Below are 13,633 nucleotides of genomic sequence, written 5' to 3'. Positions count from 1 at the left end.
CTAGCGCTCCTTTTGTCCCAGGCTCAGCGATTCCTGCAGATGTTGCCAACAATCTTCCAAATCGGCGACTGCACGAATGGTCTCTCTCGAAATTACGCAGGTTGGCTGCAATGCTTCATGCAGCAAACTGCGGTCGGTAACTGTTAGTGGGGCAATAACCTCGAGCGAAGGAACACTGACTCGTTCCAAATCATTGCCCCAGTAGTCGGCTTCGACCGCGAAAAGCTCGGCAACCTTTTTCTGCTCGTTGTCACCGCCATCATTTCCACCAGCGCCATCCGCCTTCTGGGCGATTTTATTGGGATCCTCCCGAACCGCGCCGCCAAGCCCGAGGCGCTTTGGCGCAGTCCGGTTTCGCAGCTGTGTTAGTTCCTGAAGTCGGCGTTGCAATTCGCGCTGCGGATAATCGCGCAGCTGCATTAGCGACAGCGGATCACGGTCAATATCAGCGACAAGTTGAGCGGCGACTGCAACGGTGTGCTTACACACAGGTGCCGGGTCCGGGCAGGTGCATTCGCTATAAATGTGCTCTTCACCATCGCACAACAGCATTTCCATCTGCTCATACGGCAACTCGCCGTGCTCAAACTCTGTGAAGGCCGACGGATTGTTCACCAACCACCGCAGTACGTCGTCAGTTTGTTTCTGCTCCCGCCGTGGGAACCGAATAAAGACTGAGAATGGTTCCGGCTGGCTACCCTGCACTTCCCCGATGATGTAACCATCCGCGATTCGAAGCCCGAGCACATTGCCGTCGAACCTGTACTTCTCGCCTCTGTGAATACGACCCGAATCGGCACCACGGATGATGAACTCCCACACCCACCGGGCAAAAGTAGTACGTGGCTCGACCGCCACACGCGCTGAGGTTCCACGTCGCTGCTGCCCGGTAAATGCACCAGCCCAGTCCTGGGTGGCCAGGAGCTTTTCAATCGTCGAGCTGGTTGCTGGTGCGCTTCGCGCCGTAGTCCTTTTACGACCGCGCTTTCCAGAGGGGCCCTTGCCAAACTCGGCAAAGATGACATTGTCGCCCCATGTCACGTCTCCGTCACCGGCCATTAGTACCACCTCTTCTGGACTCTAAACGGTGTCACATTGTTGGGAATCGAATCGTCATCCGAGGTTGCGGAATCCAATGCCGTGGCCTCCGGGGTCACCCCATCGGTCACCGTCCCACCGGACTTTGACTCCGCTGCGTCCATCGATTCACGCAGTGACTGAATCTTGTCCTTGTCCAATTGCCACAGTGACCGCAAACGGTGAAAGTCCATCTCCGTCAGCTTGGTTTCACCAGCGCGCACAACTGCATCCGCCAATTCTGCTTTTTCAAAAATCAGCTCGTCGATGCGTTCTTCAAGCGTTCCAACACTGACCAGCTTGTGCACATGGACGTCTTTACGCTGACCGATGCGGTAGGAACGGTCCGTGGCCTGGTTTTCAACCGCTGGATTCCACCACCTGTCAATGTGAATGACGTGGTTGGCGGCAACTAGGTTGATGCCGACACCTGCCGCGAGAGTCGACAGCAAAATGATTGGCGGACCGTCCGGGGCATTAAACTCTGCCACTACTTTTTCGCGCTGTGCCGGAGTCATTGCCCCTTGAATAAACGGAATGTCCACGCCCAAGCGCTTGCTGAAATGAGGGGCAAGCATCTTGCCAAACTCCACGAACTGCGTGAACACAAGCGCGTGTTCACCGTTTTGCACAATCTCATCGACGAGCTCTTCCAACCGTGCGACCTTGCCCGAGCGATGCTGCCCATGATTAAGCAGCCCCGAGCCGTCGTGCTGGTAGTGCGCTGGGTGGTTGCAAATCTGCTTCAACTTCATGATGCCGCCGAGGATGATGCTCTTTCGCCCGAAGCTGCCAGAACGATTCCGCTTCGAGCGCTTAAGCTTGTCCTCGATATCCTTCACGGCCTCCTGATACAAGAAAGCCTGCTCCGTCGTGAGAGGAACCATCTCCACCTGCTCATTCTTCTTGGGCAGGTCCGGCGCGATAGCTGGATCCGACTTGAGTCGGCGCAGGATAAAAGGTGCTGTAATCGACTGTAATTGCAGCAGCATTTCCGCATTCCCATCACGCTCGATGGGAATCGCAAACTTGTTGCGAAATGCATTCGCCGAGCCCAGCATGCCTGGATTACAGAAATCCATGATGGTGCGCAGTTCGCCCAAGTCATTTTCCACCGGAGTACCAGTCATGGCGATGTTGTGTCGCGAGCCCAGGCTCCGCAGCGCTCTGGATACCTGTGCGTTGGGGTTCTTAATTGCCTGTGCTTCGTCAGCAATCACATGATCCCACTGCACTTGGGCGAGTTCGTTCACATCGCGGGTAGCAACACCATAGGTCGTCACAACAACATCGTGTTTTCCGATAAATTCTTGTAGTTCCCCACCATGAGGGCGGTTTGAACCATGCAGCAGCCCAACCTTAAGCTCTGGAGTGAACTTTGCCGCTTCTGCTGCCCAGTTGCGCAACACACCTGTCGGAACCACCAGCAGCGAAGTCTTGTGCCCTTGAGCCGTAGCATCTGCTTTCCGACGGCAGCGCTCATACTCCAACAGCGCCAGAATTTGCACAGTCTTACCGAGCCCCATGTCATCCGCGAGAATGACACCAAAGCCGCGGTTGGACATATCCGCCAGCCACTCCACACCGCGCTGTTGATACTCCCGCAGCTCACCGACAAAACTCGGTGGCACCTCGACCGACTCTGCGAGGGCCGTGGAACCGTCTGAGTACTTCGACACCAACGCCTTGAGCCAAGAGGGGTCCCTGGGGGCGACTGGCACTGCTGCTGGAGCTTGCGACTCTAAGCCACCGTCGAAGACCAGCTCTTTCAGGGTCGCTTGCCCCTTACCGGTTTCCTCCCCGGCCTTGGTCTGCTCCACCAAAAACTTCAGGGCTTCCCTAGCTACCTCTGGGTTCGCGTGCACCCAATGGTCTCGCAGATGCACTAGCCCCGTACTCGATGCAGCGAGCTCACGCATTTCCGCTTCCGTCAGTACGGCATCCCCCACGGCCAGCTTCCACTCGTAATCAACCAGTTGGTCAAATCCGAGTTTCGGTTCCGAACGGCGCCCAGCAGGCCCCGTCGGATCTAACTGGACGACTTCAGTGTGCAACTGCAGGGTGGTCTCCACTGACTTCCAGTTCGGCGGCAGCATCACATCGATATCAACCTTTGCCAGCTGCGAGATGCCATCAGTCATAAGCTCTATCAGCTGCTCTGAGGTCAGCAGCAGATCCAAGCCCGGGTGTCCCGCTGCTTTCGCATATTTGAGCGTTGGGAATGCCTCCTGTGCCGCCAATAGCTGCGGGCGAAGCAGCGACAGCACGGACCGGCGACACATTTCTGGATTCAGGCGCTCCGGAGCTGCGACGCCGATGCGGTAGTACATCCGCAATGGCCATAGAGTCTCATGTTCCACCGCAGCTGAACGAGGATTGAAGCGAGTTACTGAGCCGCCTTCTTCATCCGCTCGATTCCGCAACTCCAACAGCTGCGGAAGATCCACATCCGGCAAGTCTTCCAGCTGGCCTTCAAAACCAACAGGTTCCTGCACCATTAGCTGCAGACGAACATCCTCACCATCGGCCGACAGCCTCCACTTTGCCAGTGACTGCGCCACCCCCGGCGTCGCACGCCCCAGGGACTGAGACTGCAACAACGACCGCACGAAACTCTGCCGCTGTTCTGCCGGTTCATCCAGATCGGCCAGAAGCGCGTTGGTGACCCAATGAAACATCCGATTGATGAAATCCTCAGCCACCGTGGCGCCTCCGTTATCAATCAATACCGGTGGTGTACGAGAAATGACCTGACTCTGCCAAGCAATCTCACTCAGCCCCTCCGACATCCGCCACGTCGGCCACCACTCATTGTCTTCCCACGTCAGCGCCACCAATGCCCGCCCAGAGCGTGCGAAAGCATCCAATCCCTGTACAACATCCACAAAGAACCGAAGATCCGGTGCCATCGCCGCCGAGGAAACTTCCTCCTGCAATTGCACCAGTGCCGTCACCGCAGCCCATGGCGGGAACACCCATGTGGGTACCGCTTTCTCTACTGCCCGCCCCTTCGGTGTGCGCAGTTTTAGCGTCAGTTGCGCTCGACTCCCCTGGTCCAGCACTGCAAAAAGCCGACGCTGATGCGCCGGGACTTCCAGCAAATCCACGTCCGCAATAATCCGGTGCCCCTCTGGCCGCTCCACCCATAGGTGAAGACCCGAATCATCTTTCCAGACCGCGTGCAGCAGCAACGGCACCGCTGACTTAGCAACTTGGTCCATTACTTCCTCCCCACTGCTTGCTCAGTCATCACCGTCTAATCACCCGGCGACTTCGCCACCAGATATTTGTTCAATGAAGATTCTGCCACGCACCCCGGATCAGCTTTTCCACCACACCACAACATTAGCACGCATGTTCGAATTATGTATCTTGCAAAAATTACTCCTCCTCTACCCAAATACCCCTTTTCCCAGGTAATTTGTCGCACTTAACCGATTTTTAAAAGCTTTTTCAACGCTTCTTATCTTGCAATGCAGCGCATCACATGAAAACGTCGTATAGGCCACAAGAATTAAAAATGTGTGACTCGTGCAATAGTTCTGCCATGGTTCGCATGTGCCAGTAGGCTCCGCTGACTGTCGAAGATAGTCCGGAAGCTGAAGCTGTGCTGAATCGCGAACCGCAGGTTCCACCGTGGACGTCGGCCACTTTTTGGCTCGATGCTGCCGCGGCGCTGTGAACGTCGTCAAGCAGACTTGATTAAGCGAAACTGAGTTGTGCGCCGAAAATGCTTTTTGGTGCGCTAGGTAGTGCGCGAGTCCGACTGTACGACTAATAAATAATGAGGAGTTGCCCTGTGGACCAACACACATGGTTCATCATCGCACTAGTCATTTATCTGCTGTTGATGGTCTACATCGGTTGGACCGGATGGAAAAAGACTGCAGAGTATGACGAATACATGATTGGCGGCCGCGGCCTACATCCGTTCGTCGCGGCACTGTCAGCGGGTGCATCGGACATGTCCGGCTGGCTGCTGATGGGTCTGCCCGGCGCGATTTACCTTTCGGGTCTGAACCAGACCTGGATTGCAATCGGCCTGGTCGCAGGCGCATGGCTGAACTGGAAGTTCACCGCACCACGCCTGCGTAGTTACACCAAGATTGCTCGTAACTCGATTACCGTGCCGTCGTTCCTGGAGAATCGTCTGCACGATACGTCGAAGGTGCTGCGCGTTGCCGCAGGCCTGATTATTTTGCTGTTCTTCACCTTCTACGTCTCCTCGGGCATGGTGGCAGGTGGCCGTTACTGGGAGTCGACGTTCGGTGGCAACTACCTCGTCGGCATGCTGTTGGTAGCGGCTATCACTGTCGCGTACACCCTGTTCGGTGGCTTCCTGGCGGTGTCTTACACAGACACGGTGCAGGGCATCATTATGTTCATCGCACTGCTGGCGGTTCCGACTGTCGGCATCATCTACCTAATCAACAATGGCAACTCCGCCTCGGACATCTTCAGCTTTGCTGCTAACAACCCCTACCCGGGCAGCGAGGGACAGCCGGTTGAGGCCTTCTTCGATCCGTTCGCTGGCATTCCGCTAATCACGATTATCGGTCTGCTCGGCTGGGGTCTGGGCTACTTCGGCCAGCCGCACATTATCGTTCGCTTCATGGCTCTGCGTAGTGCAAAGGACGCAACCGAGGGCCGCCGCTGGGGCGTTGGCTGGCAGGCACTGTGCATGCTCGGCTCCGTCCTCGTGGCGCTGACCGCAACTGTTTTCTTCGCTACGAACCCAGATGCTTCGGTCACTGATGCGTCTTCCTACGAGACCATCTTCCTGGACATGACCCGCATCCTGTTCCACCCGCTGATTGCAGGCCTGATTCTGACTGCAGTGCTGGCAGCAATCATGTCCACCATTTCTTCGCAGCTGCTGGTGTCTTCCTCCGCGCTGATCGAGGACCTGTTCAAGGCAACGGTCAACAAGTCCCTGCGTCCGAAGACCTACATGACGCTCTCCCGCGTCGCCGTCGCGCTGATTGCCATCATCGCCGCAATCATCGCTGCTAACCCGAACAGCTCCATTCTGGATCTGGTTGGCTTCGCGTGGGCTGGCTTCGGCTCGGCATTCGGCCCGGTGCTGCTGGCCGCCCTCTACTGGTCGCGTCTGAACACCCCTGGTGCTGCTGCCGGCATGATCACCGGTGCGGTTGTCTCCTTCGCATGGGGCATGAGCTCGCTCAGCGACACTCTCTACGAGATCGTCCCGGGCTTCGCCGCTGCAACTGTCGTGATGATCATTGTCACGCTGCTTACCAAGGAGCCGAACGAGAAAATCAAGGAAGAGTTCGACCACGCAGCAAAGCAGGCTTTGGTCTAACGCTTTGATCTAGGCTTGGCCTCCGCTAGCCCCGCAGGCTAGCCCCGGCGCATACCTACAAGGGAACCGAAAAAGTATTTTTCGCGCCCAACTAGGTATGCGCCCTTTTTTATTTGCCATCCTGGCCGCCTCCCTGACTGCCGCCTTTGTCTCATCCTTTGCGCTTACGCGAGTTCTCGTCACCTCCTCCCCCGCGGGCTCGGAGACGGAAGCCGTCGTCAAGCAACTGCGCACCGTGCGCGTCGTCGCCGACCGCCCCACCGTCACTGGGTACGAACGCGAGCGCTTCGACGTCTGGGCAGGCTCTGCCGATTGCAATACACGCCATAAAGTGTTGGCGGCGTGGTTCGGGGGCTCTGCGTGTTCGCTTGACGACGGCTCCCCGCGCGAAATCCCCGACCCTTACACGGGTGACCCGGTTGGTGCGCATGAGGTCGATATCGACCACATTTATCCGTTGGCAGCGGCGTGGGATTTCGGAGCCTACGCATGGGATGCCGAGCGGCGTCGGCAATTTGGCAACGATATCGAGACCAACCTCGTACCCACGCGAAGCGCGGTCAACCGGGATAAAGGAGATGCCAGCCCGGCCGAATGGCTTCCTGAGGATACGAAGGCGTGTGACTATTCGCATCGTTACTTAGCGGTGGCCATTAAATGGGACCTGCCCGTATCGTCGGCAGACTGGAAGGCGATGGCCACTGCGTGTGGAATCCGCGCGAGGAAAGGCACGAAATAGAGAAAATAGTGCGAGCACGTTAAGTTAAGGACTGGTCTTAATAAAGAAATATCCAGGCCACTCCTCGCTTGAACGCGAGGCCTACATTCAGTCGTGGAAAGGTAATACGTGCAAAACGTAGTTCTTATGGTTCACGTCCTGGCGGCAATTCTGCTGCTTGGACCGGTGACTGTCGCAATTTCGATGTTCCCGAAGCTCGCGCTTGCAGCCCGCGGCGGAGAGGCTGGAACGGTCGGCGCCGCGCGCACCATGCACGCCATTTCGCGCACCTACGGCATGTGGTCGCTGCTCGTGCCGCTGCTCGGCTTCGGTGTCATGTTCACCGATGTGTCGACCTACATGAAGTCCGGGGCAATGCACGCCGCAATTCTGCTGGCTATCATCGCCTGGGCACTGTTGTTCTTCCTGGTCATTCCGCGTCAGCGTCTGATGATGGCCGGCCTCGGCATCGCTGACGAAGACGAGGATGCTGACGATCCGGAGTTCATCGAGCGTCGCAAGAAGGCTGAAGAGCTCGACTGGGACAAGCAGAAGGGCCAGCTGGCTATGTTCTCCGGCATCTTCTCCCTGCTGTGGGTTGTCGCCGGCATCCTGATGTTCTTCATCTAGAGCTCACGCTCAGACACAATAAAACTGCCGGTGCGCCTGTACGTTTCGGCCCGACTTTTAGGGCTTGGAAGTACATGCGCACCGGCAGTTTTTTTATTTTCTAGGTCAGCGCCAAGGGCGGTCGTCGGTTGTCGCCTGACGACGCTCCCCCCCCCAGCTCACCTCACCTAGCAGGTTTAGCGGCGTCCGCCTCGGTAACCACCGCGACGGTCATCACGGCCACCACGGTAGCCACCGCGACCGCGACCGCCACCACGACGGTCATCGCGACCGCGACCACGGCCACCGAAATCGTCACCGTCATCGAAGTTTCCACGGTAGCCACCACGGCCACGGCCACCACCACGACGGTCATCGCGACCGCGACCACCACGGTATCCTCCGCGACCGCGGCCGCCATCACGACGATCGCCACGGTAGCCACCACGGCCACCGCGGTAGTCATCGCTGTCGTCGACCGAGGTGCCGTCGTCAAGCTTCAGCCCAATGAGCTGGCCGGAGATGCGAGTATCGGAGAGGTTGTTGATGACTTCTTGCGGCAGGTTGGCCGGCAGTTCGACCAGTGTGTGGTCGCCACGGATGTCGATGTGTCCGAAGTCCTTGGAGGACAGGCCACCCTCGTTGGCGATGGCGCCGACGATGGCACCCGGGCGGACGTGCTGGCGACGACCGACGCTGATGCGGTAGGTTGCGGTGCCCTCGCGGTCGAATTCGACCAGGTCAGCGCGCTTGCCCTGACCGCGCTCACCGCGGGAGCGACCATCGCGGCCACGGTTGCGGTCGCGGTCGAAACGATCACGGTCACGGTCGTTACGACGGCCACGCGGCGGTTCCTTCATTAGGAAGTCGCCCGACTGTGCCTGCGCAGCGATAGCGGCGGCGATATCAACCAGTGGGGTGTCGTGCTCTTCTGCGTACTCCTCGATGAGCTCACGGAAGACCGGAACCTGCGAATCAGCAAGCGCCTCGGTCAAGTCATCAGCGAACTTCTGCTTGCGAGAGTCGTTGACCTCATCGACGGTCGGCAGCTTCATCTCGTGCAGCTGCGACTTGGTTGCACGCTCAATCGAGCGCAGCAGGCGTCCCTCACGCGGGGTGACAAAGAGCAGCGCCTCGCCGGAGCGGCCAGCGCGGCCGGTACGACCGATGCGGTGGACGTAGGACTCGGTGTCGTGCGGAATGTCGTAGTTGACCACGTGGGAAATGCGGTCAACGTCCAGGCCACGAGCAGCCACATCGGTTGCCACCAGGATGTCCAGGCGGCCGTCCTTGAGCTGATCAATCGTGCGCTCACGGAGAGTCTGCGGGATGTCGCCGTTGATGGCAGCAGCGGAGAATCCGCGGGCACGCAGCTTCTCGGCGAGCTCCTCGGTCTCGTGCTTGGTGCGCACGAACATGATCATCGCTTCGAATTCCTCGACTTCGAGGATGCGGGTCAGCGCGTCCAGCTTGTTGCGGTGGCTGACCATCAGGAAGCGCTGGCGAATGTTGTCCGCAGTGCGAGTCTGGGACTTGACGGTAATCTCTTCCGGCTCCGTCAGGTACTGCTTGGACAGGCGACGAATCGCAGCCGGCATGGTAGCCGAGAACAGCGCGACCTGCTTGTCATCCGGGGTGTCGGCAAGAATGCGCTCGACATCCTCCTGGAAGCCCATCTGCAGCATCTCATCGGCCTCGTCCAGCACCAGGAAACGCAGGTCGGAAATGTCCAGCGAGCCCTTCTCCAGGTGGTCGATGACACGACCAGGCGTGCCGACGATAATCTGCGCACCTCGGCGCAGACCCGACAGCTGCACTCCATAGGACTGACCACCGTAGATTGGCAGGACCTGAATCTTGCCCAGGTGATCAGCAAACGACTGGAAGGAGTCCGCAACCTGCAGCGCCAGCTCACGGGTCGGAGCAAGCACCAGAGCCTGTGGTGCACGGACGGAGCGATCAATGCGAGCCAGAATCGGCAGCGCAAACGCCGCGGTCTTACCGGTACCAGTCTGAGCCAGGCCGACGACGTCGCGGCCGCTCATCAGAGTCGGGATAGTTGCAGCCTGAATTGGGGACGGAGTCTCAAACCCAACCTTGCGAACTGCATTGACAATGTCATCCGGCAGCTCAAGCTCATCGAAGCCGACGGTGTCGTCGCCGTTGTCGTCTTTGTTCTTTTCGGCCTTCTTCTCGGCCTTTTCCTTGACCTCAGCCTTTTCGGTCTTTTCCTCAGCGGCCTTCTCTTCGACCACCGGTGCTTCCTCGGCCACTACATCCTCGGCCTTCACAATTGCGTCCTCGCGGTTTTCGCGCTGATCCTCGCGGTTTTCCTCGACGCTGCCATTCATTTCATTATTAGCCATTTGGGGCTCTTCCTGGGCCTTTTCGCCCGCACACTCAATATTCAACAGTTGATTACTCACAGTTGGGTCGCACATACATGACCCGCCCAATTTACGTTCTTGTTTTTCAGTGCTCTCACGTCGGAATTGCGATGACATCGCTTCTCTTGCACATACTTCGAAAAATTGCGCCCAAACCCAATTCAGCTTTTACTTCCGAGGAGGGGCGCCCATCATGCACTATGCACTTTCAAGCGTTTCACCAGCGAATTTATACCGCTGCCAGATTCTCTGCGACATTGTCGTCAGGATTTCACACCGATTGCCCAGACTACGCCACCGTCGGTCAAAAAACCATTTCCTGTCCGCAAGGTCACGACACTAGACGGACGATTTCTTGGACGAGGCCCGGCGCTGGGGCCGTCGTCAAGCGAGCGCATTGCACCCACTTCGGGGTGCCTACTTTGTAATTTCCTAGGGTGAGCTGGCTAACATTTTCCCTACAAGTTTGTACACATATCAGCTATTTTCCGCCGTGGAACACCCACCGTTCGGCGGATTTTTGCAATTTCGCAACGCATAAGCCCAAGGTCGCTAGAGAATGTCCAGCTATAACAACGCACCAGAAACGCAGCCGTCTTCGCCCCGGCAGTCCCCGCTAAAACCACATTCTCCCGAGGAGATTTCTGGGAATGGCAGGCAGGAAAATAAGGCACCGTCGAAGCTCTCGGCAATGATTGAAGTTCTCGGGTTTCCGGGCTTTATTTTGGCGGGTTCGGCGCTGGCATTCTTCTTCCCCGCCCCGTTTACTCCGCTGACGGATTACATCACGTACTTCCTGATGATCATCATGTTCGCGATGGGCCTCACCCTGACCATCCCGGACTTTAAGCAGGTCGCTAAGCGCCCGTTGGCGATTCTCTTCGGCGTTATTGCGCAGTTTGTCATCATGCCGCTGCTGGCGATTGCCGTGGCTAAAGTCCTCGGACTCAACCCGGCACTCGCTGTTGGTCTGCTCATGCTGGGCTCTGTTCCGGGCGGCACTTCGTCGAATGTCATCGCATACCTGTCGCGTGGCGATGTCGCGCTGTCCGTCGCTATGACCAGCGTGTCGACGCTAGTTTCGCCAATCATGACGCCGTTTCTCATGCTCGTGCTTGCCGACGCGCACACGGATGTCGACGGCCTCGGGATGGCCTGGAGCCTCTGCCAGACAGTCCTCCTGCCTGTGGTTGGTGGCCTGGTTATTCGCGTTGTGGCCGACTCGTTTATTAATAAGATCCTGCCGATTCTGCCGTGGATTTCCATTCTCGGTATCGGTGGCGTGGTCTTCGGTGCCGTGGCCAAGAACGCTGAGAGCCTGGCGAACATTGGCCTGATTGTGTTTGTGGCTGTGATCATCCACAACGTCCTGGGCTACGTGCTCGGCTTCTTTGCAGGCCAGCTGGTGGGGATGCCGACTGCGGGCAAGCGCACGGTGGCCGTGGAGGTCGGTACACAGTCCGCTGGCCTGTCCTCCGGTATGGCAGCGAAGTTCTTTACCCCGGAGGCAGCGCTTCCCGGCGCGGTGGCCGCTGTGGTGCATAACATTACTGGCGCTATCTACGTGGCTATTTGCCGAAAGCTCGATGAAGGCAAGGAAACTAGCAAATCCGCCTCTGCTTAAGCTGTTTTCGCTTCGGCTTCTTTGGCTCCGCTGTTCGACGAGTGGGCTGGTAGAGTCTCGCGCCCGAAGATCCAGCCCACCATTGCGACCAGCGAAATGACACCGCAAACAAAGAAACCGGCCTTGAACCCTGCGGCATCCACGATTGCGCCGACAATCAGCGGGCCGGAAATCGCTCCGAAGTCCTGAGCCATCTGGAAATTGGCGAGCACCTTTCCACCTTGGCGGTTGGCGCCGATGACGTCGGCAAGCACAGCCTGCTGCGATGGATTGATCATGCCAGCGCCGAAACCCGCGAGGACGGAGAGAATCAGTAGCGGAATGGCGCCGCTGCTAAATCCGATAGCGCCAGTGAATACGCCGTTGATAAACAGCCCTGTGATGAGCAGTGGGCGACGGCCAATGCGGTCGGAGAGACGGCCGGAAAACTGCAGTGCCGTAACATTGCCGAGTGCGAAGGCCGTCAGCGCAAAACCAGCTGTGGCAGTGGCGGCTACTGCCCCATCGCTGCCCGGTTCTGGTGCGCCGACATGGGAAAACGTTGCCGCGGCGAACAACGGGACAATCGCGACGCGCACGCCGAAGTTCGACCAGCCGTTGGCGAAAGCTCCGACTAGTGCGCTTCGATATGCCGAGTCGCGGATTGCCTCGGAGAACCTCAGCACCGGGGTTGTGCGCTTGGGCACTACGTGGCGAAGATGCTCTGCACTCAGCGACATACCGACCACAATCGTTGCCACAATCAGCGCGCCACCGTAAATGAAAAACGGCACCCTCATGCCCCATGCGCCCATCGCAGCACCAATGATTGGTCCAAAGACATTGCCCAACAGGAAGGCTGTGCCGTAGGCAGCCGAGCTCTTACCGCGGATCTCCGGCGGTGAAATCCGCACAATCAGCCCCATTGCCGAGACCGTAAACATCGTCGAACCGATGCCTCCGAGCGCACGAAACGCCAGCAGTTGCCAATATGTCTGCGCAACACCGACAAGCAAAGTCGAGAGCGCGACGATGCTGATGCCGGTTAGGTACGTGCGCCGATATCCGAGCTTCTCTACCAGTGAGCCCGATGCCGGTGCGAAGATAAGCCGGAAAATGGAGAACGAACTGACCACGAAGCTGGCCGCGAACACCCCCACATCGAAGCTGCGCGCGTACTGCGGCAAGATCGGTGCAATCAGACCGAAGCCCAGCGCGATGATGAACGCAGCGCTGACCAGAATCCAAATCTCTCGCGGAATCGGCTGTTTAGTCCCGTCTAATTCACCCTGCCAAGGATCCCGACCTTGTGGTTTGCTTCCCACCTCCGATGCGATATCCGGCTGAGATTCGCACTTTGCTTTACGACGAAGCAGGTCGCGCGAACGGGAAGCTGACAAGGTAACGGTCCTTTCTACTGTGCAAAAGCGAAAATAAGAAGCCCAAGAGTTCACCATAGCCCGATCTGCAAACAGTGACGATTACTAGAATGAGGCGCAATGACAGAACGCGGAGTTGAGATGAAAAAACGAATCGAAGTTGTAGGTGCCGTTCTTACCTACGAAGGAAAAATCTTCGCCGCCCAACGCGGCCCAGGTCGCTCGATGGAAAACTATTGGGAATTTCCCGGTGGAAAGATCGAAGAAGGCGAGTCCCCTCGTGAGGCTCTAGCCCGTGAACTAAGAGAAGAGCTAAAACTTGACGCTGAGATTGGGAACCACATTCTCACTGTCGACCATGAGTATGACTTCGCCGTTATCTCACTTGCGACATACTTTTGTTCCGTTTCTTCTCCCGAAATCAAGCTAACGGAGCACACTGAATATCGTTGGTTAGAACCGGCCGAGCTTTATTCCGTTGATTGGGCGCCAGCGGACATCCCTACAGTCGACATTCTTGTAAACGAACAGTAATCA

The 13,633-nt window shown here is 57.7% G+C and carries 9 protein-coding genes; 5 read left to right on the top strand and 4 right to left on the bottom strand.

The features are described from left to right. A complete protein-coding gene (locus tag ADB02_RS06200; RefSeq protein ID WP_049172019.1) occupies positions 1-1,059 on the bottom strand; it encodes a hypothetical protein in 1,059 nt (352 codons plus the stop codon). Further along, positions 1,059-4,298 (bottom strand): DEAD/DEAH box helicase, encoded by a 3,240-nt coding sequence (locus ADB02_RS06195; RefSeq protein WP_049190079.1) that lies wholly within the window; start codon positions 4,296-4,298, stop codon positions 1,059-1,061. Before ADB02_RS06195 ends, ADB02_RS06200 begins: the two co-directional genes overlap by 1 nt. A 578-nt stretch (positions 4,299-4,876) precedes the next feature. Here ADB02_RS06195 and putP point away from each other — a divergent pair. The 3 genes from putP to ADB02_RS06180 all read left to right on the top strand — a co-directional run bounded on the left by putP (position 4,877) and on the right by ADB02_RS06180 (position 7,748). Continuing rightward, positions 4,877-6,400, top strand: a complete 1,524-nt coding sequence (gene putP / locus ADB02_RS06190; protein ID WP_053087282.1) for a sodium/proline symporter PutP — start codon at positions 4,877-4,879, stop codon at positions 6,398-6,400. A gap of 97 nt (positions 6,401-6,497) precedes the next feature. After that, positions 6,498-7,139, top strand: a complete 642-nt coding sequence (locus tag ADB02_RS06185) for an HNH endonuclease family protein (RefSeq protein ID WP_049190077.1) — start codon at positions 6,498-6,500, stop codon at positions 7,137-7,139. 108 nt (positions 7,140-7,247) lie between these two features. Continuing rightward, complete coding sequence (locus tag ADB02_RS06180) at positions 7,248-7,748, top strand: hypothetical protein (RefSeq protein WP_049172012.1); 501 nt, start codon at positions 7,248-7,250, stop codon at positions 7,746-7,748. A 176-nt stretch (positions 7,749-7,924) separates the two neighbouring features. Here ADB02_RS06180 and ADB02_RS06175 read toward each other — a convergent pair whose 3' ends face one another. Further along, positions 7,925-10,093 (bottom strand): DEAD/DEAH box helicase, encoded by a 2,169-nt coding sequence (locus ADB02_RS06175; protein WP_049190075.1) that lies wholly within the window; start codon positions 10,091-10,093, stop codon positions 7,925-7,927. A gap of 712 nt (positions 10,094-10,805) precedes the next feature. Between ADB02_RS06175 and ADB02_RS06170 the strand changes: the two genes are divergently transcribed. Further along, positions 10,806-11,738, top strand: a complete 933-nt coding sequence (locus tag ADB02_RS06170; protein ID WP_049190072.1) for a bile acid:sodium symporter family protein — start codon at positions 10,806-10,808, stop codon at positions 11,736-11,738. Here the strand turns inward: ADB02_RS06170 and ADB02_RS06165 are convergent. Next, positions 11,735-13,117 (bottom strand): MFS transporter, encoded by a 1,383-nt coding sequence (locus ADB02_RS06165; protein ID WP_049190071.1) that lies wholly within the window; start codon positions 13,115-13,117, stop codon positions 11,735-11,737. The genes ADB02_RS06170 and ADB02_RS06165 overlap by 4 nt on opposite strands. A gap of 120 nt (positions 13,118-13,237) precedes the next feature. Between ADB02_RS06165 and ADB02_RS06160 the strand changes: the two genes are divergently transcribed. Further along, positions 13,238-13,630: a (deoxy)nucleoside triphosphate pyrophosphohydrolase gene (locus tag ADB02_RS06160; protein ID WP_048732825.1), complete on the top strand. Its 393-nt coding sequence runs from the start codon at positions 13,238-13,240 to the stop codon at positions 13,628-13,630. Positions 13,631-13,633: the final 3 nt, after the last annotated feature.

The sequence above is a fragment of the Corynebacterium sp. 212_CJEI genome (assembly GCF_001055915.1).
Taxonomy (GTDB): domain Bacteria; phylum Actinomycetota; class Actinomycetes; order Mycobacteriales; family Mycobacteriaceae; genus Corynebacterium; species Corynebacterium jeikeium_D.
The sequence above is the reverse complement of the archived record's forward strand: the minus strand, read 5'-3'. Positions and strand labels throughout refer to the sequence as shown.